17 protein-coding genes and 1 pseudogene are annotated in these 24,191 nt (G+C 56.8%); 9 read left to right on the plus strand and 9 right to left on the minus strand.

Going from position 1 to position 24,191, the window contains the following annotated elements:
- Positions 1-10 precede the first annotated feature (10 nt).
- The 5 genes from DXT74_RS08035 to flhB are packed head-to-tail and all read right to left on the minus strand — an operon-like array spanning position 11 to position 6,413.
- Positions 11-757, minus strand: coding sequence for an RNA polymerase sigma factor FliA (locus DXT74_RS08035; protein ID WP_194427692.1), 747 nt, complete (start codon positions 755-757; stop codon positions 11-13).
- A complete protein-coding gene (locus DXT74_RS08040; RefSeq protein ID WP_194427693.1) occupies positions 754-1,623 on the minus strand; it encodes a flagellar synthesis regulator FleN in 870 nt (289 codons plus the stop codon). The genes DXT74_RS08035 and DXT74_RS08040 overlap by 4 nt, the downstream gene beginning before the upstream one ends.
- A gap of 5 nt (positions 1,624-1,628) precedes the next feature.
- Positions 1,629-3,119 (minus strand): flagellar biosynthesis protein FlhF, encoded by a 1,491-nt coding sequence (gene flhF, locus DXT74_RS08045; protein ID WP_081554833.1) that lies wholly within the window; start codon positions 3,117-3,119, stop codon positions 1,629-1,631.
- Positions 3,120-3,125: 6 nt separating this feature from the next.
- Positions 3,126-5,207 carry a flagellar biosynthesis protein FlhA gene (gene flhA / locus DXT74_RS08050; protein WP_043642237.1) on the minus strand — a complete coding sequence of 694 codons (2,082 nt, stop codon included), beginning with the start codon at positions 5,205-5,207 and terminating at the stop codon, positions 3,126-3,128.
- 48 nt (positions 5,208-5,255) lie between these two features.
- Positions 5,256-6,413: a flagellar biosynthesis protein FlhB gene (gene flhB / locus DXT74_RS08055; protein ID WP_043590786.1), complete on the minus strand. Its 1,158-nt coding sequence runs from the start codon at positions 6,411-6,413 to the stop codon at positions 5,256-5,258.
- A gap of 127 nt (positions 6,414-6,540) precedes the next feature.
- On the opposite strand from flhB, the pseudogene DXT74_RS08060 reads away from it, so the two are divergent.
- A pseudogene (locus DXT74_RS08060) lies at positions 6,541-7,167 on the plus strand (thymidylate synthase); the annotation flags it as partial.
- A gap of 122 nt (positions 7,168-7,289) precedes the next feature.
- On the opposite strand, the gene DXT74_RS08065 reads toward DXT74_RS08060, so the two are convergent.
- A complete protein-coding gene (locus DXT74_RS08065) occupies positions 7,290-7,715 on the minus strand; it encodes a helix-turn-helix domain-containing protein (protein WP_231138297.1) in 426 nt (141 codons plus the stop codon).
- Positions 7,716-7,858: 143 nt separating this feature from the next.
- Between DXT74_RS08065 and DXT74_RS08070 the strand changes: the two genes are divergently transcribed.
- The gene (locus tag DXT74_RS08070) at positions 7,859-8,053 is read left to right on the plus strand and encodes a hypothetical protein (RefSeq protein ID WP_194427694.1); all 195 of its coding nucleotides are present in this window, start codon (positions 7,859-7,861) and stop codon (positions 8,051-8,053) included.
- 69 nt (positions 8,054-8,122) lie between these two features.
- A complete protein-coding gene (locus DXT74_RS08075) occupies positions 8,123-8,761 on the plus strand; it encodes a hypothetical protein (protein ID WP_194427695.1) in 639 nt (212 codons plus the stop codon).
- A gap of 51 nt (positions 8,762-8,812) precedes the next feature.
- Here DXT74_RS08075 and DXT74_RS08080 read toward each other — a convergent pair whose 3' ends face one another.
- The 3 genes from DXT74_RS08080 to DXT74_RS08090 form a co-directional block, all read right to left on the minus strand.
- Positions 8,813-9,433, minus strand: a complete 621-nt coding sequence (locus tag DXT74_RS08080; RefSeq protein WP_194427696.1) for a DUF6037 family protein — start codon at positions 9,431-9,433, stop codon at positions 8,813-8,815.
- Between the two features lie 229 nt (positions 9,434-9,662).
- The gene (locus DXT74_RS08085; protein WP_196783842.1) at positions 9,663-10,031 is read right to left on the minus strand and encodes a hypothetical protein; all 369 of its coding nucleotides are present in this window, start codon (positions 10,029-10,031) and stop codon (positions 9,663-9,665) included.
- A gap of 511 nt (positions 10,032-10,542) precedes the next feature.
- Positions 10,543-11,175 carry a hypothetical protein gene (locus DXT74_RS08090; protein ID WP_194427698.1) on the minus strand — a complete coding sequence of 211 codons (633 nt, stop codon included), beginning with the start codon at positions 11,173-11,175 and terminating at the stop codon, positions 10,543-10,545.
- A 153-nt stretch (positions 11,176-11,328) separates the two neighbouring features.
- Between DXT74_RS08090 and DXT74_RS23190 the strand changes: the two genes are divergently transcribed.
- The 6 genes from DXT74_RS23190 to DXT74_RS08120 all read left to right on the plus strand — a co-directional run bounded on the left by DXT74_RS23190 (position 11,329) and on the right by DXT74_RS08120 (position 23,634).
- On the plus strand, positions 11,329-11,670 hold the full coding sequence (locus tag DXT74_RS23190; protein ID WP_194427699.1) for a helix-turn-helix domain-containing protein: 342 nt from the start codon (positions 11,329-11,331) through the stop codon (positions 11,668-11,670).
- Between the two features lie 445 nt (positions 11,671-12,115).
- Entirely contained in the window at positions 12,116-16,165 is a 4,050-nt protein-coding gene (locus DXT74_RS08100) for a helix-turn-helix domain-containing protein (RefSeq protein WP_194427700.1), read from the plus strand.
- A 283-nt stretch (positions 16,166-16,448) separates the two neighbouring features.
- The gene (locus tag DXT74_RS08105; RefSeq protein ID WP_194427701.1) at positions 16,449-17,399 is read left to right on the plus strand and encodes a hypothetical protein; all 951 of its coding nucleotides are present in this window, start codon (positions 16,449-16,451) and stop codon (positions 17,397-17,399) included.
- 999 nt (positions 17,400-18,398) lie between these two features.
- Positions 18,399-21,260: a type VI secretion system Vgr family protein gene (locus DXT74_RS08110; RefSeq protein WP_194427702.1), complete on the plus strand. Its 2,862-nt coding sequence runs from the start codon at positions 18,399-18,401 to the stop codon at positions 21,258-21,260.
- A complete protein-coding gene (locus tag DXT74_RS08115; protein ID WP_194427703.1) occupies positions 21,260-22,438 on the plus strand; it encodes a VRR-NUC domain-containing protein in 1,179 nt (392 codons plus the stop codon). The genes DXT74_RS08110 and DXT74_RS08115 overlap by 1 nt, the downstream gene beginning before the upstream one ends.
- Before the next feature lie 14 nt (positions 22,439-22,452).
- Positions 22,453-23,634 carry a type VI immunity family protein gene (locus tag DXT74_RS08120; RefSeq protein WP_194427704.1) on the plus strand — a complete coding sequence of 394 codons (1,182 nt, stop codon included), beginning with the start codon at positions 22,453-22,455 and terminating at the stop codon, positions 23,632-23,634.
- The last annotated feature ends 557 nt before the right edge of the window (positions 23,635-24,191 follow it).

Consider the following 24,191-nt stretch of genomic DNA (forward strand, 5'->3'; position numbering starts at 1 on the left):
GCGCGGAGGTTCAGAGCCAGTCCTTGATGCGCGCGCGCAGCCGGGCGATGGCCTGGCTGTGCAGTTGGCTGACCCGCGATTCGGAGACACCCAGCACCGCGCCGATTTCCTTCAGGTTCAACTCCTGCTCATAGTACAAGGACATCACCAACTGGTCGCGTTCCGGCAGCAGTTTGATGCCGTCTATCAGCGCTTGGCGGAAGCCGCCGTCGGCCAGCGCGGCGAACGGGTCCGGAGAGTCCTCGTCGGCGACATTAGCCACCGCGTCCGGCAGCGTGTCCCCGTCGTCGTTGGAAAAATCCTCGAAATGCAGCAAGGTCATGCCGCGGCAATCGCCAAGCATGTCCTGGTATTGCTCCAGCTCCAGTCCCATTAGGGCCGCGATTTCCGACTCCAGAGGCGAGCGGCCCAGCTGATGTTCTAGCTGGCGGACGGCGTCCTCGATCTGGCGCGAGTGGCGGCGGGCTTGGCGCGGCATCCAGTCCTCGCGGCGCAGTTCGTCCAGCATCGCGCCGCGCACGCGTTGGCTGGCGAAGGTTTCGAACATGACGCCCTGAGCCGGATCGAACTGGCGCGCGGCCTCTATCAGGCCGATGACGCCGACCTGAATCAGGTCGTCGATGTCGACCGAGGCCGGCAGGCGGGCGATCATCATGCCGGCCAGCTTCTTGACCAGCGGCGCGTAAGCCTCCACGTCGATCTCGACGGGGGGCGAGGCGGCGACGTAGCCGGTTCGGCGTAAGGACGGCAAGGTCATAGCGGTTTGACTCCATCCGCCTCGGCCCAGTCGCGCGAGGCGGCAATCAACAAATCCATGAATCCGGTGCCGCTGCGCGGCGTTTCCTGGGTGTCCCACTGCGGCAGCACCGCGGCTAGCTGAGAGAAGGCCATCGCGGCCTCGCTGTCCGGAAACGCCTCCATCAGCGGCCGGCGCAGCGTCTGGCTGCGGCGCACCGCGTTGTCCATCGGCACAAAGCCTACCCAGCGCAGCGACACCGACAAGAATTCGCCGGTGGCGGCGGACAGCCGGGTGAACAGTTCGCGAGCTTCCTCCAGATGGCGCGCGCGGTTGATCAGCACATTGAAGCGCTGGCGGCCGTAGCTGCCGGACAACCTCTTGATATTAGCGTAGGCCGTTGTCAGCGACTCCGCCGCCGGCGTGAGTACTAATACCAAATTGTCCGCCACGCTGGCGGGCACCGGGTCGTGAGCGGGGCTGGGGGCGTCAACCAATAACACCGAGGCGTCGCGCTCCAGCGCGGCGAACTCGCTGCCCAAGCGCAGCCATAACTGGGCGGAGAACAGCGCGCGCTCTTCCGGGCGCGCGTAGAGATTGATCAACTGAATGCCTTGGCGCGAGCTCACCATCATCTCATCCAGCCCGCCCAGGGTCAGCACCTGGCTTTCCAGCGTGGCGGTGGTGGGCACGCCCAGCCGGCGCGCCTGCACTTGGCCCAGCGTGCAGTCCACCAGCAGCGGCCGCTGGCCGGCGTAGGCCAGGCCCAGCGCCAGTTCGGTGGCCAGAGTGCTGGCGCCGGCGCTGGCGGAACCGATGAAGGCGAAGCTGGGCGCGCGCGAGGACCGGGCGCTGAGCAGGCGGAGGCTGGCGGCTTGATCCTGCATCGCGCTTACAGCCATCCGGCCTGGGCCGCGTTCATGATGGGCAGTTCGTCGGCCTGAAGGGTGAAGGGGGAATGCTGCTGCTGCGAGCGCATCGCGCGGTCCACTAGGAAGCCGGCGTGGGCGGCGTGCAGGTCTTCCGGCACGCGCTGTCCGTTGGTGATGTAGAACAGACGCAGCCTATTGCGGATGATTACGTCCAAGCTGGGGCCCATCGCCACGGATTCGTCTATTTTGGACAAGACGCAGCCGGTGAGGCCGTCGCCGCGATAGCGGCGCACCACGTCTTCCAGCGTCTGGCCGTCGGCGTTGGAGGCCAGCAGCAGCAGCCGCTCTATCGGCCGGCCGGCGGTGCGGAACATTTCAATCTGCGCCAGTACGCGGGCGTCGCGCTGGCCCATGCCCACGGTGTCGATGAAGACGATGTGGCGGTTGGAAAGATCCGCCAGCGTTAGCTGCAGATCGCCCTCGTTCTGGATGGAGAACACCGGGATGCCGAGAATCTTGCCGTAAATGCGCAATTGGTCCTGAGCGCCGATTCGGTAGCTGTCGGTGGTGATCAAAGCCACATGCTGGGCGCCGAAGCGCATGGTGGCGCGCGCCGCCAGCTTGGCCACGGTGGTGGTTTTGCCCACGCCGGTGGGGCCGACCAGCGCGTAGATGCCGCCGCGGTCCATGATTTCCTTGTCGGAGTCCGCGCACTTCAGGTTGTGCATCAGCGCCGAGCGCGCCCATTTGACCGCGACCTCGGCCTCGTACTGAGCCGGCATCTTTTCGATCAGTTGGCGGATCAGGTGGGCGGAAAAACCCATGGCCAGCAGGTGCTTGAACAATTCGAGGCGATTGGGCGCCTTGCCTTCCATATCGGACCAGGCGAAGCTGGCCAACTGGCTTTGCAGCAGGCTGCGCAGCAGTTTGATCTCGTCGCCGATCTGCTTGAGTTCCTGAGCCATCACCTCCGGCTCCTCGCCGTTGGTTGCGACGGGAGGCACAGCGGGGCGCGGCGGCGGGGCGCTTGGAGCCGGCGCTTGCGCGCGCGGCGCGGCGGCGGCTTGAGGCGCGGCTTGCGCGTATTGCTGTGGCGTATAGGAGGGCTGGACCGGCCGGGGCGCGGCCTGGGGTTCCGGCGCAAAGGCCGGTTCGATGCGCTGGCGCGGCTGTTGCGCCTCGATGCGCGGCGGCGGCGGGCTGTCCAGCGGCTCAACCGGCATCGCGTAAGTGCGGGCAATGGCGCGGTTGACCGCCGCTCCCGCCGGGGTGGGCAGCGGCGAGGGCGCGCGGTTGACCACCGGCGGCGCGTTGCGCGGCGGGTGCTTGCTGGAGGAGGTGGCCAGGTTGGTGGCGAGGTTGGCGACGTCGGCGTCCGCCACCGCCATGATTTCCACCCCTCCGCCCATGGTGGGGCGGTTGGACAAAATCAGGGCGTCCGCGCCCAGTTCTTCTCGAACTTGTCTGAGCGCGTCACGCGTGGTTTTGCCGAAAAACTTTTTCACCACCATGTTCGATTAGCCCTTGCTTCCCCCAATTACAGCAATTATACGAATTGATTTATTGTCCGGTATCTCATTATGAGAAATAACACGCAGCTGCGGCAGCGCGCGGCGCAAGAAGCGCGCGAGCAAGGGCCGCAGGCCCGGCGCGGTCAAGAGTACCGGATTGTACCCTTGAATTTCCACTTGTTCGGTTTCCTGGGCGGCGCTGGCCAGCAGATTTTCCGCCAGGCCGGGTTCCAGGCCGCCTCCGGTCTTGGACTGGACCGCCTGCATCAGCACATTTTCCAATGTCGGTTCCAGGGTCATCAAGGGTAATTCTTGCTCGCCGGGGAATAATTGCTGGACGATGACGCGGGACAAGGCGGTGCGGACGATGTTGGTCAGCTCGTCGATGTCCTGGGTGGTGGTCACGTGATCGGCCAGCGTTTCCAGTATGGTGCGGAAATCGCGGATGTGGATGCCTTCGGTCAACAACTGCTGCAGCACTTTTTGCAGCGTGCCCACCGGCACCACCTTGGGCACCAGGTCTTCGATCAGCTTGGGCGACTCCTTGGCCTGGTGATCAATCAAGGCCTGCACTTCCTCACGGCCCAGCAGCTCCGCTGCGTGGGTCTGCAGCAAGTTGGAGATGTGGGTGGCCACCACGGTGCTGGCGTCCACCACGGTGTAGCCCAGGCTCTGCGCCTCTTCGCGCTTGCCGGCGTCTATCCAGATCGCCGGCAGGCCGAAGGCCGGATCGGTAGTGGGAGTGCCGGCGAGTTCGCCGTTGACCCGGCCTGGATTGATGGCCAGGTATTGGCCGATGAAGGCTTCGCCGGTGCCCAGCTCCACGCCCTTGAGCAGGATGCGGTAGGCGTTGGGCTTGATTTCCAGGTTGTCGCGGATATGGACCGGCGGCACCAGAAAGCCCAGTTCCTGCGCAATTTTTTTGCGGATGCCGCGGATGCGGCGTAGCAGCTCCCCGTCTTGGCTGCGGTCCACCAGCGGAATCAGCCGGTAACCCACCTCCATGCCCAGCTGGTCCACGTGCTGTACATCGTTCCAGCTCACCTCCGTCGTGGTGTGTTCCGGCGGCGGCGCGGCCTGTTGCTGCTGTTCGGCCTGCAGCGCCTCGGCTTTCTGGCGCTTCTCCATCACCCGGCCCAGCAGGCCCAGGCTGCCGGCGATCAGCAGGAAGGAGAAGTGGGGCATATTGGGAATCAGGCCAACCATGCCTATCACCGCGGCGGTGATATACAGCACTTGAGGTTTGGTGAACATCTGGCCGAGGAATTGCTCGGACATGTCCTTGTCGGTGCCCACGCGCGACACCACGATGCCGGCTGCGGTGGAGATGATGAGGGCGGGGATTTGCGCCACCAGACCATCGCCGATGGTCAGCAGAGTGTAAGTCTTGGCGGCGACGCCGGCGTCCAGATCATGCTGGACCATGCCGACGATCAGACCGCCTAAGATATTGATGACGATGATCAGGATGCCGGCCATGGCGTCGCCGCGCACGAACTTGGAGGCGCCGTCCATCGCGCCGAAGAAGTTGGCTTCCTCCGCGATGGTGGAGCGGCGCGTGCGCGCTTCGTCCTCGCCGATCAGGCCGGCGTTGAGGTCGGCGTCGATCGCCATCTGTTTGCCGGGCATCGCGTCCAGCGTGAAGCGGGCGCTCACTTCGGCGATGCGGCCGGCGCCCTTGGTGATCACCACGAAGTTGATGATGGTGATGATGACGAACACCACGATGCCGATGGCGACGTTGTCGCCGATCAGGAAGTGGGCGAAGGATTCGATCACCTTGCCGGCGGCGTCCGGCCCGGAGTGCCCCTCCAGCAGGATCACCCGGCTGGAGGCTACGTTCAGCGACAGCCGCAGCAGGGTGGTGACCAGCAGCACGGTGGGGAAGGCGGAAAAGTCCAGCGGTTTACGCACGTTGATCCCCACCAACAACACGATCACCGAGACGGCGATGTTGAAAGTGAAGAAAATGTCCAGCAGCACCGGAGGCAGCGGCAGCACCATCATCGCCAGAATCAGGATGATGAGCACGGGGCCGGCCAACTGGGTGACTTTGAAGCGCTTCAGTATGTCTAGTATGGAGTCCATGCTGGATTTATGGCTCAAGCCGGTCGAATCGGTTCGTCGACCTTATCATTATGGTGGCGTCGCATCTTGCTGGCGTTTGCTTTGCGGGTCAAGTTCGGCGGGTACGTCCAACTGGTCCGGGAACACCGGGGCCAGGCCGCCGTTGTCCTGATAGCTTTTGAGCTGGAACACATAGGCCAGCACTTGGGCGGCGGCGGCGTAGAGCTTGGCGGGGATGTCGTCGCCTAGCTCGGCGTGGAAGTACAGCGCGCGGGCGAAGCTGGGCGAGCGCATGACGATGACGCGGTGCTCTTTGCCGGTGTCTATGATTTTTTCCGCCAGCTTAAGCGAACCCTTGGCCACTACTTGCGGCGCGCGCATGCCGTCGTCGTACTTGATCGCCACCGCGTAGTGGGTAGGGTTGGTGACGATGACGTTGGCGCTGGGGATCTCCTGCATCATGCGTTTGCGGGCGGCTTCGCGCTGCATTTGGCGGATGCGGCCTTTGACCTCGGGCGAGCCTTCGGCTTCCTTGTATTCCTGCTTGACCTCTTCCTTGGTCATGCGCAGTTTCTTGTGATAGCTCCACAGCTGAAACGGCACGTCGATGGCCACCAGCAGAATCATCGCCGAAGTCACCACGAAGAAGGTGGTGATGATCATATCGGTCATCTTGGCGATGCCGGTAGGCAGGGGCATGGAAATCAAGCCTATGATCTCAGTGCGTTCGCGCCAGATGAACCAGGTGGCGATGCCGCCGATCAGCACGCTTTTGAGAATAGCCTTGACGGCCTCGGTGGCGGCGTTGACGGAGAACATGCGCTTGATGCCGGGCAGCGGGTTGAGTTTGCTGAATTTGGGCTCGATCGCTTTGAAAGTGAGGTTCCAGCCGCCCACCAGCATGGGCACGAACAGCGCCACCAGCGCCAGGCCGGTCAGCAGCGGAGCCAGGCTCCACAGCGCGCTGAAAATGGTTTCCTTGAAGCGGAGCAGCGCCGGCTCCACATTGCGCACCGTGGTCTGGTCGAAGGTGAGCAGGGCGCGCATGGTCTGCGCCAGATTGGCGGCGATATGGCCGCCCTGGGCCATCAGCAGCGCCACGCCGGCCATGGTGATGGCGAAGGTGGTCAGTTCCCGCGAGCGGGGGATGTTGCCGTCTTCGCGGGCGAGGCCCAGCCGTTTCGCGGTGGCGGGTTCGGTGCGTTCGAGGTCGGAATCTTCAGCCATGTCCGGTGTTTCATGCTTCTGTCTTGATTTTAAAGAGAATGGTAGCCGAAGCGGCGAGGCCGGGCCAGCTTTTCCGAGGCGGCTTCAAGTCGGGTACAATGGCGGCGTCAACGATGGAATGAACACAATGCGACAGTATCTCGACCTGATGCGCCATGTGCTGGAACATGGCCACGACAAGTCCGACCGCACCGGTACCGGCACCCGTTCGGTATTCGGCCACCAGATGCGCTTCGACCTGCAACAGGGTTTTCCGCTGATCACCACCAAGAAATGCCATCTGCGTTCCATCATCCACGAACTGCTGTGGTTCCTGTCCGGCGACACCAATATCCGCTATCTGAAGGAAAACGGCGTGTCGATCTGGGATGAGTGGGCAGACGAAAACGGCGATCTGGGGCCGGTCTACGGCTACCAGTGGCGCAGCTGGCCTGCGCCGGACGGCCGTCACATCGACCAGATCGCCAATGTGGTGGCGATGATCAAGAACAATCCGGATTCGCGCCGCTTGATCGTGTCGGCCTGGAACCCGGCGCTGGTGGATGAGATGGCGCTGCCTCCCTGCCACAGCCTGTTCCAGTTCTACGTGGCCGACGGCAAGCTGTCCTGCCAGCTCTATCAGCGCTCCGCCGATATCTTCCTGGGGGTGCCCTTCAATATCGCCAGTTACGCCTTGCTGACCATGATGATGGCGCAAGTGTGCGGGCTGCAAGCGGGCGAGTTTGTGCATACCCTGGGCGATGCGCATATCTTTATGGAACCTAAAAAAGTACCAACGTACCACTAGGCATGAGTTTCAGCAGCTAATTGCATGGCCTTATCTTAAAAAGTACCAGCGCACTAACCTCCAATCCGCCAGTTTCTCCTCATTGGGTTTTATTCTCGCGATAGCAGTTTGGTCTGTTTGTCCTCTAGCTGGATGCTTGCCAATAGATGCTCCTTTTCACTCGGAGATATCTGCATCCATGCCAGGCTAACTTTAGCCAGCCCATCATCCTCACAAAAGAAGTACAGAACCGGGATTTCAAGCGCAGCAGCCAGCCGCACTACCGTCTTAAGCGGAGGCGCATGTGTTCCAGTCTCATATCGGCTTATGCGAGCACTCGCTGTGCTCTCATCAAGCCCAATTTGTACGCCTAGCTTGTCCTGAGGAATGCCTCGCTTAAGCCGAGCTTCACGTAAGTGTCGACCGAAAGTTGTCGTAGGGGCTTTTATGCGAACCCTACGAATATCGTAGGGTGCTCTTGCATCGTATCTACGTAAAACGTAGACTTGGTGGTTGATTAAGTCCCTGGACCGCACTCAATGCAGCGCTAGCCCGAATATTGCTAGGGCAAGGTACATCGCCTACGCGCCTAGTCTTCGGTTGCGCCCAAGCGCCATATTCATTTACTTGCTATATGGGGCGTTGCTGTGCAGGAAAATGAGCTTCATCGGAATATACGATGTCATCTGAACATGAAATTGATTTAGACATTGCACTGCGTAAGCTGCATGAGCTTGCACTGGCCGATGGTGACATAGGCTATGCCTACTGGCATCAAGTCAGTCAGCTACTAAAACGGTCTGCGGCCATGCAGTCAGAAATTGACGCGCTCTCCAAAGAGTTGGAGATATGTCGTGCCAAGGTTGAGAAGTAGCCATCGCCCTTAATGATGGCCTCATGAATTCGTTTCCATGGGAGTCTGGTGCTCTGTGCACCAGGATTGATGTTCATTGTGCAAAATGTAAAGCAACAACACCAAGGTGGTACCCCGTCAACAGACGCTGAGCCATTCCCTTTTGAGCGAAGCCGCCTCAAAACGACAGACCAGCGCCTGCTACTTGCCAAGTATCCTATTTTGTTTCGTGCTGCGCGCTATCCAGCGCATTACCCCAGCAATATCGGCTACTGGGGAATTGAATGTGGTCCTGGTTGGTATCCGCTGTTGGATAGAGCGGCATACGAGATTGAGCTGGAGTTAGAGAAGCTTGCCGGGCCAGGAAACAGCGCGAAGAATATCGCTTGGTGTGACCAAAAACTACGTGAAATCCGTGCTGATTGGCAGAGCAGCGGATTGCAAATGGACGTGCCTGGCCCGCTCATTCCGTATTGCCATACCATTGAGGTCGGAAGTGGATGTCTTCAAATCCGTTTGTGTGGAGGCGAGCTCTGCGATGCCTCTACCTGGAAAGAGCTCTTAGCGATTCTAGCTAATGCAGAGAATGCTGCTGCAACGATATGTGAATGCTGTGGTGAGAAGGGGGGGTTCAGGCCCGGATATTGGGAGCGCGTGCTGTGTGATAGATGCGAAGATGGCCAATTTCTCCATGGTGAGTGTCTTGCCCTTCTGGATAGTTATCAGTAGCACATCAAAGGCAATGGCGGGCGCTCGCTACTTGACTGCCCGCCTACCGTACTAATCCTGCGGTCTCCAATTTGCATGCGTCGGTGTTGGGCTCCAGCAAGAGGACATGCGGACCCGGATACTATAGGCCAATGCAGCCGAGCCCAGGAGCGCGGCCGTCTTTTTGCGATTTTCGTCTGATACGCTGCCAGGAGACCCGTCTGCTTTGCTCCGAGGTGTGGTCCAATGACTCCAGTATGGCTTCTCCCGCTCCTCCGTTATGTCTGGCCGGCCTGCAATGATTTCATCTGGGTTTGGGATGTTGTCTTGCGTCGCCTTTGTTGGTGTATTGGCATCAAGCTCCGCAAGAAAATCATTCGGCTGCAACTTGTTTCCAGACAGCCCCCCATTGGTAGAAAGCAATTTGGCTAGCCGACCATACATATCGCCAAAATAGCCGGCGATTCTATAGTCGTCTGTAACTTCAAACAGAAAGAACTCGGACTGGGGCTGTTCTGCCGTGCCTCTTGAGGTTAACGACAGCATATAAGGCGTCTCGCCTGTCGAGAAAATGCACTCAAAAGTCACCCCGCCTTGCCAGCTTCGAAAGCGCTGATGCTCGGCGGCTTCTCCATGGGCATTCAACGTGTTGAGCATGCTCTCATGCAGAGCCTTAAGGTTTTTCATGAACATGGCCATCCCCTTTTGCAAAGTGACAATACGGCTATCTCGTTCTGTATCGAAGTGTTCTGCATGGTCATTTTACTCGCACCGAGAGTCTTTGGACTGTATTCCCGCATGCCCCAATGCGCCCTCTGGCTTCAGCGGTTCCCCACCAAATCCCCTTGTACGGGGATTTGGCTAATAAGTAGCATATTCTTGCCGGTTGTTACGAGGTCGAATGCCTTTGCGACGGCCAGTGTCAGCTTTTTTCTTTACTAGCTTCGCGACAAGCCAGCATCAGTTGTAGCACGCTCGGATTTCCCTTGGACAGCCGCTCAACCTCGGCTAAGTAACCAAAACGTTGATGCAGTGCCAGGGCAATGGCGCATGACCGGGAAAATCCACCTTCGCAATGCACAACTAATGAATGAACGTCACCAGGCAAGCTATTCACGAAGTCGAGGATTTGTGAGGCTTGAGAAGGCGTGAACGCATTTTGAGCTTTTTGCTGGGCCTTCTTGGAAAGCAAGGGATTCAGGAAGTCCACATCCGCGAAGCTCAGGCGCAGCAAGTATGCGAAGCCGTCAACTGCAGCAGTCGGTCGCTCTGGCGCAGTGATGGAAATCATGGCTACCGCTGGCAATCGGGGCAATTTTTCCGCTTCAGGGCGAGATAACGCGAATACCTGACGCCTCCCATCCTTCGGTGGGTGGTACAGTTTATCGACTACCGCTTTCAGACGTCTCACAGCCCATCCCCCATCGCATATTTACGTGAGCTCAAAAGTACATGTCGTCTGACCGAATCCTAGCGTGCTCTGGGAGGGGGAGGAGATAGACTTTCAGTATTGGGCAAGTTTGACCAGCATAGTCTCAATTACTAGGCCGATGGTCCCCTGGTTTCAAGCGGTATTATCCATTTTGAGAAGTATCAAAACCGCAGATATTTCTTGATACTTGCTACCAATATACCTGTGTCCCAATGTCGTCAAGCTACGGAAAAAGCCTGCCCCTATTGCGCGTCCACGAAATCCTGAACCTTAGCCCTCAATGAGATTTATTCCAGAAAGCCAGCCTGGTACGCCATACAGAAACATGATGACGCCTGCTTGCAGAAGGATTGCCAGGATTTCATTTGATTTACTGTGTGATGATGGGCTTCCATCCATTTTCTGTTTTCATAAAGCCCGACCAAGCTTGTCGTGGAACCTTATCCCCGATACGTGCATCATCCTTAAAGCCAAGCTTTTCTAGCTCTGACCACGCTACGATAAAAATATTCCAATGCAGGTCAATTTCACTTTTGCTTCCCTTCGAAAGAAAGTTGGAACAAGGCTTGCAGTTAAGTAAAAAGGCATTACTTCTAGTTGGGAAAGTATCTTTTTGCGGGTTTACCCAATTGTCAGCTTCAGTATATATATTTAAATTCGTTTGCAACTCGTCAACTCCCATAAATCCAGGATTTTTATGCTGTTGCTGGATTTTCTCTTCAAGGCTGCTGGCGAGTTCTAATACAACTTCGGGTAATGGCTTTGTTAGTTTTAAATTGTAGGTATATCTAACGTTATATTTATTTTCAGATGAAGTGTCCTGCCACCCGTTCTCTTTCTTAAAATCATCTACAACCAGCCCATCAAGTTCATCGTTTTTTGCATACGACAATATAGTGTCATAGGTTAGCTTGTCGTTAGGTACATTCTCGGTACAGGCAGCCAAGAGCGTTAGTACGCCTAGCACAGAGAAGTAGCCAAGAGACTTTGAAGTTGTCTTCATGCTCATTCAGAGTAGGTTAGGTAAACAAAATAGTCGGAACTGTACAGCCTGCGTACTCGAAGTATGAGGGCACGTGGACCTAATGAGCTTCCGAACGTCTCAGTCTACGTTTTACGTAGAGACGGTGCAAGGACATCCTACGAGCATCGTAGGATGCGTACGAAACCCCCGGCATCGATATTTGGTAGGCGACTGCGAGAAGTTCGCCTAAAGCGAGACATCCCTCAAGACAAGCTCGGCGTGATGGTAGGGCTCGATGAAGGGACGGCCAGTGCCCGTATCAGTCGATATGAAACGGGTACCCATGCTCCTCCGTTTGACATGGCGGTACGATTGGCTGCGATATTGGAAGTCCCAGTCCCTTATTTCTATTGCGATGATGAAAGTTTGTCTGAAGTTATGCTTGCATGGTCAAAGCTCTCTGCGGAGGGGAAAGCACGCATGCAGATTTACCTTGAAAGGGAAATTCAACAGTCCAGTGAAAATATTGAATAGGGAATCGGTGTAGGCGGTAAATAGAAGCGTGGGCGCCCAAAGCCACAAAGCACTAACACACTGAAATTCAATAAAATTTCTCACAAAACCAACACTTCATACTTGTAAAAGAACCCCACCTTTCAGGCTTTTTCGCTCTTGGGAAATAAATGCGTTGGTTTTGATATCCCCTAACTTGAAAAATCAGCTCCTTTGGCAGCAAATTTGCCTGACTACCGCTCGCACAGCTCGTGAGATGCCTGGTGCACACCCCAGGCATCTCACGATGCCCCCATGCCCTACTAAGCGCCCAGTCAACAGCAGAGATATCAAACTAAGCTAGGCGAATTCTTAGCCCATGCCCGCGCGGGCACTGCTAATTGCCCCGGTTTCTGCACAGACCACCGTATTGAACGCGTCAAATTGAGATACACTTGGCTAAGTGTGCGAAAAAAGGTACAACCATATGCAATCAGCTAGTACGCCCGTGCCCTATGCGGAATTTGGAGAACTGCTGACACAACTTCGTGTTGCAGCAGGGTTCATCAAACAGCAAGAACTGGCTACTGCGCTTGGTGTCACCCAGCAGTCTGTAAGCCGTTGGGAGAAAGGGCTTGCGCGTCCAAGGTCAAGTGCCATTCCCGCGCTCGAGCAGCTAGTACGGGCCAAGGACAACGAACTTCTGATGGCCGCCGGATACCAAACGACATCTGCGAACATTCGTGCTGAAACCGCCACCTCTCACGACCGGCCCCTACCGCTTTCCGCCCTTCCGCCGGAAACATTTGAGAGCTTTTGCGCCGCCTTCTTGCATCGGGTGTACCACCCACTCGGAGGCACGGTACATCGCTATGGAGGTACAGGTCACAAGCAGTACGGCATAGATATCTTCGCTAGCGGTCCCTTTGGAACCCACTCGTTTCAGTGTAAGCGCGTCAATGAGTTTGGCGCCCAAAAGGTTCATGCCGCCGTGGCTGCACAGACCTACGTCGCAAACCTCAAGATACTTCTGCTATCCAGCGTTGCCAGCACAAACTCTCGCGATGCAATGGCAGCACATAGTGGCTGGGAGTTGTGGGACCGAGAAGACATTACCCGCCGGTTTCACGACCTCCCACTCATGGACCGCCTAGACCTAGTCGACCGGTACTTCAGTGGTCAACGCTTTGACCTACTGGGAGTTGATGAGCCGGGCCCTATTCAGAGTCCCGAGGACTTTTTTAAACCGCTCCTGGTTTCTGACCGCTTCTTTAATCACTCCTGGACACTAGTGGGTCGCGACGAAGAAGTCTCACAAGTTGTTGACTGCGTACAAGACGAGTCTGTCGTTCTAACGTGCCTCGTCGGCACTCCCGGGGCGGGTAAGAGTCGCGTTCTACGCGAAGTGACCCAACGGCTTATACAAAGCACGACCCTGCATGTTCGGTTTGTATCACCGACCGAAGAGGTTAAGGCCCACCATCTGGACAGACTTCGCGACAGTCGCGGCTGCGTGACGCTACTCATCGTCGATGATGCACACGAACGCGACGACCTCGGCATCCTACTCAGGTACTCGGCCGTTCCGGAGAACCGCACACGATTACTCCTATCGCTTCGTCCCTATGGGAAAGAGGCGCTGCGGTTGCAGGCTGCCGACGTCAGCCTCTCCGGGCCTTCGGTCCGATTTGCTGACATGCAACCGCAGACTCGGGAGCAAGCTCAAGCACTGGCTGAATCCGTCCTCACCGAATGTAAGGCCCCCCCAGCAGCGGCAGTCGAGATAGCCCGCGCTACGTACACCACGCCACTCGTCACTGTCTTGGCAGCGCAGTTGGTGGCTCGCGATGGTGTATCGCTCGCGCTTCTTGGCAACGCAGAGGAGTTCAGCACTTATGTACTGAAAAGCCTTCAGGACGTCATCACGGTTGCCTTGGTTACAGGGCAGGACGTTCCAAAGCTGAGAGCAATCCTGCGCGTAATCGCACTCCTTCAGCCCATCATTCCCGATGACCCGAACCTGCTCAATATCCTGTTGAAAACCGAAGGCATAGAGCAGCCGGATGCCGGTCGCCTGATACGACTTCTCGGAGAAGCCGGCGTCCTGTTCAAGCGAGGGCTTCGCTCAAGACTCGCGCCAGACCTGCTGGCCGATGAAATCATTCGCTCGAACTACCTCAACACAGATGGCACAGCCAATGAGCGCGTCACCCAGGTCTTCGACCTCGCTGGTACAACTCACCTAAAAAGCATGTTCGTAAATCTTGGTCGCTTGGACTGGCGCCTGCGCGAGGGCAAGACAGATGACAGCGCGCTGCTGACCAGTCTTAGTCCAAAACTGCACTGGGGTGAGCGCTACAGTAACCCACATGTAGAAGCAGTCGAAGCTGTTGCATACTACCAACCCAGATTTGCGCTGAACTTCGCAAAGCGGCTTATTGCCGAGGGGCATGGAGATAACTCATCTGTGTGCAACATGGTGCGTTACGCGGCGTACACCTACAATCACTTACCAGAAGCATGTCAGTTGCTTTGGACTGCAGGACGAAATGACACCCGTGCGCTTAACCAGCAGCCGGGCCATGGCATCCGCATCCTCAAGGAACTGGCCCAGTTCCAGGTGAATAAATCAATCGAGTACGTGCGCGAAGTCGTTCGTTTTGCACTTGCCCTTCTGGAAAGACCTGCCTCGCTCACGTCGACTCACACGCCCTTCGCTATTCTAGAGGGAACACTAAACACTGAAATGGAGTCGACAAGCTACTCGGGCTTGACTCTGACCATCACCCGCTATCAGCTCCCTCTGGAGAGGGTTCTAAGCGTCCGGGACGAGGTAACTGGCGCACTACTCAAGTACCTACGGGAAGGGCCGCCCCATAGGGCGTTTCTCGCCGCCCGCACGATGGCCTATGCGTTGCGAGGGCCAATGCATAGCGACACAGTCGACCTTGCATGGCAGCGAGAGCATGTGAAGCTTTTGCAAGAGCTAAAAGTTGTTTTGAACGAAGTCCACGTATCACCCGTTGTCCTGGTTCGGCTTGCACAATCCATCTCCTGGCATGCATTTTATGGTCGGCCGGAGACGTCCGGTGAGGCCCAAGCCATCTTCGACTTATTGAGCAGAGACCTTCGGACTCGACTCATACGCGCACTCGTGGACGGCTGGGGGAGCGAGACCTGGAAGTTAAGCGAGACTCTTGAACGCGAAGAACACGTTGAGGACCGCAAGCTTCTCACTGCAGACCTCATTACCGAATTCCCTGAGCCAAGACACCTGTTCGATGAACTGCATGCCGCCTTGGATGAAATTGTTACCACCGCACACGATGGATATGGGTCGCCATTCCTTCTCATAAATCACCTATTAGCTTCAGTACAGGGCCTTGCTACCGAACTTCTCTTGAGATGCAACGAGGGCCGAGGCGGTCATCTTGACCAATACGTAGGTGCAGCCCTAGGTGTGGTCGTTGCGGCGGGTGACTCCAATTTCGTGGATGAATACATCTCCCGCTCGGAGGAGGATGCCAAGGTGCTGGCACAGCTTGCGGAGGCGTACATGCGGTTCGAGTCCTCTCGCCCCTATACCCCCCCAGAAGTCGAGTTGTTCAAGCGCATCTTTCAATCGAAGGACCCGACCGTCTTGATGGTTGCGTCAAACCTGGTTCGTCAGGTGGCCAGCAGAAGTCCAGCGTTGGCTGTCGAGCTCATTTGTTTGGCGGACTTTGAGGTCAACATACACGCAACTCACGATATGTTCTTGTGGCTCTCCAACAACAACATCATTCCGAAGGCTGAAGTCGAGTACAAGCGGAATGAGTTGCTGCGGAAGCTAGTTGTACTGAAGAAGCTAGATGACCACTGGGTCCTTGAGTTCCTCACTGCATCTATTAAAAAGACCCCAGCCCCAGTGGTCGCGCTGGTTATGGCACGCCTCTTGGAAGTGCAACAACGCAACGATTGGTCTTACAAACCCCTGCACAAGGAGCACAACGGAAAAGGCCTCGGTCTTATGGAGGCTGAAACCGGGCCACGACTATTGCGAGACCTACTTGATTGGGCTCGAGAAAAGACGGCGGAGACTCTCGACGCAAGGTATGTTGGAGAGGCGGTCTCAGGCCTCTGCGGAGACTATGGTCAAGTCCTACTCGACCTTCTACTTGATTGGTTGTCCTCGGGTACACAGGCGCATGCCAACTTGGTTGCCGCCGTGCTGCGGGAAAGCCAGCCAACTCTCATCTACGACCATTCAAAGTTTATCCGAGACATCCTCGACGCAGCCGAACTTGTTGGCCAGGATGCTTTGGATGAGATTCGCTCGGCAATTGCTATGGCAACATACTCCGGAGTTCGTGGAGGAGCTCCCGGAGAGCCGTTTCCTGAGGACATCCGAATGCAACAACACTGTGAGCAGATGTTGGCATCACTGAGCCGGGCAGAACCAGCATTTGACCTATATGACGGACTACTCAAGGACGCGTGCTATGCAATAGCACGCCAACGTAAATCCAGGGAAGCGCTTGAGGAGGACGATGACTAATCAAGCGCCAAGCCAACATATCTATTGATTCGGCACAGGATATTGAACTTTACGCTTGCAACAGCGAGTAGGGGCGTATCAAGCATGGGAGCCGCCGGCATACATACCGCCTGACAGGACAGGAGCTTGCGGCTCCCTCGGAAGCGTCGAAGGCGCCGTGCATAACACCTCAGCCAAAGGTCAGGTTCGTTATATTCTGTCCTGAATGTCGTTATACGGACGCCGCCTCCGTCATGCATCAGCGTGCACGAAGGCGTAGAAGATGTTGAGTGGGAGAACACGCATGTGGCATGAAGAAATACTGCTAGACGACATCGTCGCTGAGTTAGCCGGTGAGCCTATACCTGAGTACGGTAACGGTCTGAAAGGAGTCGCGTATCTGAAGCTCCGAGCTAAAGGTGCTCAGGTCCTGGCAAGTCTGATACTGCAAGGCAACGCACCTCAGTTTTACATGGGCGATTACGCGAACGCCAAAGCTATCGAACCAGAGGCTCTCCGTAAAAATGTACTAAATCGCTACGTCCAAAATGCGGATACAGAATCAAGAACCCTTTGTTCGTGGATAAGTCACGTAGCAAATCAAAGTTATCGCATACCATTCAATCTTTATTCTCATGTGCAACTGCCTATCGGATTTCGAACAGCCCAATTTAATAAACAACTAGTCCGATACTGGCCCCACCATAAGTCATGCAATGACGCAGGCAGTCAGACTTTACGCGATGTCTTGGCACGTGAGCGGTTGCGTAAAATGGAGTTCCCCCTATGGAAACAATGGCAAAGACGAGGGTTGCCATTCCCTTCTCTAATTGACAACTATGCTGTTGGCATAACCCAGTCGCCTTTTCCTCTAGCATGGTGCTTCAAAGATGAATGGGACCGACTAAAGCCTGAAAAGCGCTCCTCCCAAGTTGACGACATTATCGACCATGAACGACCTGAGGAACCAGCAATACAGCGAGTGGAAAACAGTCGCGTTGGCTGGCGAAAAACAGTAGCCGACTTGTTCCCGCACGCCCCCACATTACTCCACATGGGCAAGCCAAAAGACTTACTAAAGTGGATGAGTGAGCACTCCGAAAACGACTCCTTGAAGCCATATGATGGACGTTGCGACAAGTTTAGCTGGACAACCAACGAAGGCAAAACAAAGGCCGTCAGCATCCGTACTCTGAGTAATTTCTTATCTGAATTGCGTCAAAGTGCACCGCCCGGTCGTACCTCTCACGGCTAGCAGCACAGCTAGCTTCACGCTTCACACCTACCAAGGCGCACACGCCTCACTCCCGGCATAGTTGACCCCGTCAAAGCCGAGCCACCCTGGCTCGACTACTTACGAGGAACCTGTCATGCATAACACATACAGTAGCGGCTCGGGAGCCGCGCCCGTCAGCCTCACGAACCAAGAGACAACCGAAGTTCAAAAGCTATTGACTATCCTGCAACGCGGTCAGAAACCATCACTCGATTGGCTACTTGCGGAAGGTTTCAGCATCCAAGTTATACAGAGAGTCCTTCGACTCCCTCAAGTTTTCACAATCAGTAGCGTGCGCATCGCAGATGGTGCCGCCATTCAGCGGCTCTACTGGCAAGGCGAAGGGGGACGAGATGCAGAGCAATTTTAACTTGTGCCCATCACTACGTGCCTGTCTGGATATTCTGCGAGAAGGTCCAGTACTCCGTGAAGACTTGGACGATAAACTCGGGGTGTCGAACTCGCCCGGCTTGGTACGCCGGTTGCGTGCTGCAGGCTATGACATTGAGTGTCAAATGGAGCCACGTCCCTTTGGAAAGAAAAAGCCCAACGGAGACAAGCTCGCCGGACGCTACGCACTACGGTCATAGATGATTATCGAGCCATAGTCCAAAGCGCCGGCTCAGTATGGCCGGCGCTTTTTCTTACCCTAGAAATCGGGCAGGCCTATCTCTTTATGAACTTATCGAGATGCTTTTCCATAAATTAGGCATCCTCGAACAGTCCTCAGCGTTAGAATTATAATTCTCATCAATATTTACCGGCGACCGGAACAACGCATTTAGAGCTGCCATCAAGGCAGATACTCCGTAACCTGTTCTTTTGGTCAGGTTTCATCAAATATTATCAGTCTCTTGAGCTGATGCATTGCTGGCCTAGGCATGGGAACTTAATATATTTAAGCAACCTAACGATAGCGTGTCTCGGCCATCACCCTCTCCGATGAGGGTGTTTTTTATTCTGTAACAGGATTTGTCGATGGACTTCAATCTCAATACCCTGCTAGCTAGCTTTGCCTCTGCGTTTACCCAAAAGAACCGTCTTCTGACCCTTTCGCTGGGGGAGGGGCAGATTGCCACCGAGCAGCTGCTGCCGCAAAGCCTGGCAGGTGAGGAAGGGGTCTCACAATCCTATCGTTATCAGTTGACCTGTCTATCGCCAGATAACAGCATTGAGTTGAAGACTTTATTGGGCCAAGCGGCCCGCATCGGCATCAAAGATGCCAATGGTGCGGAGATAATTCGCTGCGGCATTGTATCGAGTGCAGAACGCTTAGGTGCAGACGGCGGGTTCGCGCAATACCGAATTACGGTAGAGGCACCCTTTTCGCTTTTGCGCCATCGACGAACCGCGCGTGTGTTCCAAGATATGCCGGTTTCGGAGATTGTGCGGCAGATTATTTCGGAGCATCAAACCGCGAATCCGGTGTTTGCTCGTGTCCAGTCACTGGCATTCGAAACCGCCGAGCTGCCGGTTAGAAGCTACTGCGTGCAATACAAAGAGAGCGACTTCGATTTCATCGTGCGGTTGTTGCACTCCGAGGGATTGGCGTGGCGCTTTATGCACCTGGCTGACGATGGACCCAAGGTCAAGTTGGTGGTGTTCGATGACGCCCACAATTTGCCGCAGGCCGCCGTGGGCCGGGTGCGGTTCCATCGTGCCGACGCCTCCGAAAAAGAGGATGGACTCACGGCCTGGGCATCGCAACGCCAGGTGATGTCAGGGCAAACGGCGCTGGCCAGCTTCGACTACAAACCGGTCGCCACGCTGCACGCCGCCCAGGACAGTGCACAGCAGTCGGGACAGAGCGGACAGGCGCTGCAGTCTACGCTGCAAAACTACGATGCGCCTGGCATCTACTTCGCCGGCGACGAGCAAAAACTGAGCCACTACGCCAAATTGCGCCAGCAGGCGCTGGACCTGCAGTCCAAGCAGTTCAGCGGCAGCGGTACCGTGCGTGGCCTGCTGCCTGGCGAATATTTCCGCCTGGACGACCACCCCGCGCACGAGGCAGACGCGGCGGCGCAACGCGAATTTGTCGTCACGCAGCAAACCCTCCGTGCCAACAACAACTTGGGCGCCGACCTGACCCAACAACTGCGGCGGGCCACGCCGCGCCTGGTGCTTGAGCCTACCGACAACGCGCCGCCGTTTCAGACCACCTTCCAAGCACAACGCCGCGGCATTGCGCTGACACCACCGTACGCCCATACCGAACATGCCGCGTGCACGAGCCTTGGCCCACAGACGGGAACCGTTGTGGGGCCAAAAGACTGCCGCGAGGTCTACACCGATGAATTCGGCCGTATCAAGGTCCAGCTGCATTGGCAAAGAGCCGCCGAGCACCCCACCATCGGCGCCAATATGGATGAGCGCTCCTCCTGCTGGCTGCGCGTCGCCATGCCCTCGGCCGGCGCTGGTTTCGGTCACATGCATCTTCCGCGCGTTGGCCAAGAAGTCCTGGTCAACTTTATCGAAGGGAATATTGACCGGCCCGTCGTCACCGGTGTTTTGTATAACGGCAGCCATATGCCGCCTCAGTTCAGCGGTGCTGGCAGCCTGCCAGGCAACAAAACGCTGTCCGGCATCAAATCCAAGGAGCACGACGGCCAGGGCTATAACGAACTGCTATTCGACGACACGCCAAACCAAGTCCGGTCACGGCTAGCCAGCACGCACGGTGCCACGCAACTCAACCAGGGCTATCTCACCACGCCAAGACAATACGGCAAAGCGGACCCCCGCGGTGAGGGCTTCGAGTTGCGCACCGACCAACACGGCGCCATCCGCGCCGCCAACGGCCTGCTCGTGACCACCGAGGCGCAGAACGGCGCCGGCGGCAAACAGCTGGCACGTGAGCATGCTAGTAGCCAACTGCAGTCGGCACTGGCGCTGAGCCAGGTGCTGGCGGAAACCGCCACCGCCCAGCAGGCCGACACCATGGAGACTGGCCCTGAGGAAATCGATGCCGACAATAGCAAGGGTCGTCAGCGTCCCATTGGCCACCTGCAGCACCAACTCGATGCGCTGCAAGCCTGGGAGGCCGGCAGCAATACCGACACCGACGGCAAGATGGCCAATGGCGACCAGGCTGGCCAACAACCGCTGTTGGTGCTGTCGGCACCGGCCGGCATTGCGAGCGTATCCGAGCAGAGCCAAACCCTGGCTGCCGGCACCAACCTGGACCTGATTGCGCAGCGCGACCTCAACCAAACCTCCGGCCGGCGCTGGTTGGCCAATGTCGGCAAACACATCAGCCTGTTTGTCGCCGGTGTGGCGGACCAAGTGACCATGAAGCTGATTGCCGCCAAAGGTAAAGTCCAGGTGCAGGCGCAAGAAGGCGAGATGGAGCTGACGGCCTCCAAAGATGTAGCTATCACTTCGACGAAGGGGCGCATCACCGTCACCGGCAAAGAAGAAATTCTGCTGACCTGCGGCGGTGCTTACATCCGGCTCAAAGGCGGCAACATCGAGCTGCACTGCCCGGGCAAAATCAGTATCAAGGGCAGCAGCCACGAGATGAGTGGGCCGGCGAGCGTGTCGATGCCGATGCCGTTCCTGCCCAAGGGCTATCAGCGCAGCTATATCCTGCAAGACGAAAAAACTGGCGAGCCGCTGGTCGGCAAAGCTTACCGGCTCAAACTGGCGAATGGCCGCACGCTGTCGGGTTACACAGACTGGCAGGGCAAGACGAGTGCTGCCTTCACGCCGAATGCCCAGCCGGTCGAGCTCGAGGCGCCCAAGCCACCGGTCGAGCAGGACTACACCCTGTACGGCTATGGCACTGGCCAGGCGCAGCGCGGCTTGCAGTTGAAGGATAACAACGGAGAAGACGCCTGATGGCCAAATACCAACCAGCCGGTGGCACGATGACCATCGTGGAAGAGCGCCCCGAGTATGCAAAATTGCCCCATCCGGCCAACAAGCCCTATCTAACCGAGAAGGCCGATAAGGCAATTCTGGCACCTAAAGCGGTAGAGGTGACCAGCAAGAAAACTGGCCGCCGCTACAGTCTCAACCTGCGGCAAATCACCATGTCGACCTTGATTCGCCTGGATGAGTATGGCCATAGTTTCAAATGGTTCTACAAGGCGGAGGTGAGTTTCGACCTAACGCGCAACCCACCAATTCCCTTCCTGAGTTCAAGCCACCGGGCCGAAGGTCCTGGACGGCAACATACCGTCAATCCCTTCCCCAAAGGTTTGTCGAAAGGCTATTTACGGCGCCCGGACCTGATTATCGTCAAGGATAAGGAAACACGCTGGCCTGGGCGTGCTGCAGCCGACCATGATGGCGTCGCACATGGCGATAACTTGGCACGGGTCGTCGAAATTAAATTCCCAGGAGATTACTTAAATGTGGCACAGGAAAGAGCTTATCAGCGCATTGCCGGGGATGAGACGCGGTTTACCGTGCTAGATGTTCGTGACCGCCGCAAGGAAAAGGAATCGACTCAACCTTCGAAAGCGCCAGTATTTAGTTCGCAGTCACAAACCCAATCCAAGTCACAGAGCCAGCGCGTACCGGCGCCTATCTATAGCCCAGTGCCTGTCTCAACCCCCGGCTACATCCAGGACTGGGGTACACAGTTGCAACGCGAGCTGAATGAGATGTGGGCCGGTGCCAAGAAAGGCATGGAGGGCCTGGCGAAAGATACCCGCGATTGGCTGGCACAAGAGGCCGCTTGGCTGTTAGAGTCGGGCCGCTGGGTGCGCGACCAGGCAAGCCACGCCTGGACCTGGGTCAACGAGCAAGGCCGCGTGCTGGCGAGCTGGACCGAGGCGCAATTGAAGGCGGCGTGGGCCAAGATTGAACGCTACTGCGACATCGCCTGGAGCGAGATTGGCCAGATTGAGTGGGGGCAGATTTTGCTCAACGTCGGCAAGGTAGTGGTCGGCATTGCGCTGGTGGTTGCAGCAGGGGTGGTGATGGTGCTCGCCTTGCCGGCCGAACTGGTGGCAGGCTTCCTAGCCTGCGTGGGAATTCTCGGTGGCGCCACGATGGCGACCACGGCATAGATTGGGATGGTGTAATGGAACAAACATCAATGCCACGGCAATTGCAGCGACTGCAGCAGTACCAGGGTGAATTGACCGGAACCATGGGCAGCGACGACACGGTGGTCATTCGTCCTGGCTTGATTGCTACCTTCTTCTACGAGGGTGGCAGCACGGTGGCCGTACGTCACAAAATCGTCGAGTGCTTCGATTATTTTTATGAGCTGTTTGGGGCTGAGCTGAAGGGGAAGTTTTTTTCCGGCGAAAAGTTTGGCCAAATGACGACGGCCATTTACCAACGGTGCCGGACGAAAGCCCTGGAGCTAGTTGACCCGAATGATGAGCTGGAGTGGCTTATCACCTCGGAAAAAACCAAGGATTATGCGCCCTGTTACGCAATGCAATGTCTGACCGCTCAAGGCGTTCACGAGGGATGGGGGGATAAATCGTACCTGAAATTCACCTTGCCGGCCGAGCTACTGCAGTCAGCCAATGGCCGTGAGCAATATCAACGCTTGGTAGCATTTATTGCCGACAAATTGAATCCCGTTCACGGCTACGGAGGACTCTCGCCCATCCTCCCGGCGGACTACCACCAGTACATGCCCTACGAGTATGAGCTTGCCCAACGGTTCATTGGTTTGGAAGTCGATACTAGGGCGTTTGTCGCGGGTTCATTTGCGTTGAAACACCACATCAAGGGTGCCAACTGGCTCACTATCCTGGGTGATGGCTTCGTGCAGCAAATCGGTGGGGAGAGTGCTATCCGCGCTCAGCTAGCAGCCTGGCCGGAGATTACCTTTAGCCACTACACGGGCGGTTTGATGATTCAGGCCGGCGAGTATCCTGACCTTGGCGCACCAGAAGATGGCGCCCCCATCCCTTATGTGGCGGTTAACCGGGTTGTGAAGCCGGTGCGGACCACTGAGCCGGGCTCGCTGCACTACTACCTGCCGCAACAGAATGGTTTTGATGAAGTGGAGTCCGGTAGCTGGTATGCGCGCTTCGACAATATCCCTCTACCCACCCCGGCGCCTACGGGGGAACAAGCTACACCAGGTGGGCGGTGTGAGGGTGGTCAGTCGTGCCCGCAAAGTGGCTTCTGGTGGACACCGGCCAAGCAAGACGCCGCGCGCCATTTCGAACAAGGGGAAATCATGCCTGACTTCCCGAACTCAAAGTACGGCGGCACGATTTGGTATTTGGATACCGTATAAAGCCATAGCGGCAGCCCCTCGGGAATGTGGTCACCACCTTGCTGTTGACGGTTTCTCGGGAGGGGCTGCGATAGCGTGGTGCCCCAACGCCCCAAGCCGCAACCAGAGCCCAGCCCACCATCACCCCTCTGAGCGTACTGCCGCCATACGATACTCGCATGAACTTAACTGTGAGCCCGGCAACGCCTGGCCGCCAACTCAAATTAGCTCAAGACGTTCTGAACCGCTTGTTGCGTCCCATTACAACCTCGCATACGAAAAATCTGCGTGCTTTCACCTGAACAAATACATGCATTGGCATGACATATGACATGGACTGATGACGGGGTTTGTGGGAAACTGCCAAAATGAAATTGGCATAACAAATGTGCTGGCCGCAATACAAATAATATTGACTAGGCTTAGCCCCTGCTCATATGCCTCATGGTGTGTGAACAACAAGAATGAACATGCAGAACAACAATACAAGCTTTGTGCGAGAGGGGTGAGACCTAGCTGCTGCTGCTGGATTATTGCTCACGGCTGAGTTGTTCTGTACTTCAGGCCAATACCGGTCA

Source organism: Chromobacterium sp. Rain0013 (assembly GCF_015291765.1).
Lineage (GTDB): Bacteria > Pseudomonadota > Gammaproteobacteria > Burkholderiales > Chromobacteriaceae > Chromobacterium > Chromobacterium haemolyticum.

Bases quoted from the DNA above. Each gene is read 5' to 3' on its own strand.
- DXT74_RS08035 (WP_194427692.1), bottom strand. From the start codon at position 757: ATGACCTTGCCGTCCTTACGCCGAACCGGCTACGTCGCCGCCTCGCCC.
- DXT74_RS08040 (WP_194427693.1), bottom strand. From the start codon at position 1,623: ATGCAGGATCAAGCCGCCAGCCTCCGCCTGCTCAGCGCCCGGTCCTCG.
- flhF (WP_081554833.1), bottom strand. From the start codon at position 3,119: ATGGTGGTGAAAAAGTTTTTCGGCAAAACCACGCGTGACGCGCTCAGA.
- flhA (WP_043642237.1), bottom strand. From the start codon at position 5,207: ATGGACTCCATACTAGACATACTGAAGCGCTTCAAAGTCACCCAGTTG.
- flhB (WP_043590786.1), bottom strand. From the start codon at position 6,413: ATGGCTGAAGATTCCGACCTCGAACGCACCGAACCCGCCACCGCGAAA.
- DXT74_RS08070 (WP_194427694.1), top strand. From the start codon at position 7,859: ATGTCATCTGAACATGAAATTGATTTAGACATTGCACTGCGTAAGCTG.
- DXT74_RS08075 (WP_194427695.1), top strand. From the start codon at position 8,123: ATGTTCATTGTGCAAAATGTAAAGCAACAACACCAAGGTGGTACCCCG.
- DXT74_RS08080 (WP_194427696.1), bottom strand. From the start codon at position 9,433: ATGTTCATGAAAAACCTTAAGGCTCTGCATGAGAGCATGCTCAACACG.
- DXT74_RS08085 (WP_196783842.1), bottom strand. From the start codon at position 10,031: ATGATTTCCATCACTGCGCCAGAGCGACCGACTGCTGCAGTTGACGGC.
- DXT74_RS08090 (WP_194427698.1), bottom strand. From the start codon at position 11,175: ATGAAGACAACTTCAAAGTCTCTTGGCTACTTCTCTGTGCTAGGCGTA.
- DXT74_RS23190 (WP_194427699.1), top strand. From the start codon at position 11,329: ATGCGTACGAAACCCCCGGCATCGATATTTGGTAGGCGACTGCGAGAA.
- DXT74_RS08100 (WP_194427700.1), top strand. From the start codon at position 12,116: ATGCAATCAGCTAGTACGCCCGTGCCCTATGCGGAATTTGGAGAACTG.
- DXT74_RS08105 (WP_194427701.1), top strand. From the start codon at position 16,449: ATGTGGCATGAAGAAATACTGCTAGACGACATCGTCGCTGAGTTAGCC.
- DXT74_RS08110 (WP_194427702.1), top strand. From the start codon at position 18,399: ATGGACTTCAATCTCAATACCCTGCTAGCTAGCTTTGCCTCTGCGTTT.
- DXT74_RS08115 (WP_194427703.1), top strand. From the start codon at position 21,260: ATGGCCAAATACCAACCAGCCGGTGGCACGATGACCATCGTGGAAGAG.
- DXT74_RS08120 (WP_194427704.1), top strand. From the start codon at position 22,453: ATGGAACAAACATCAATGCCACGGCAATTGCAGCGACTGCAGCAGTAC.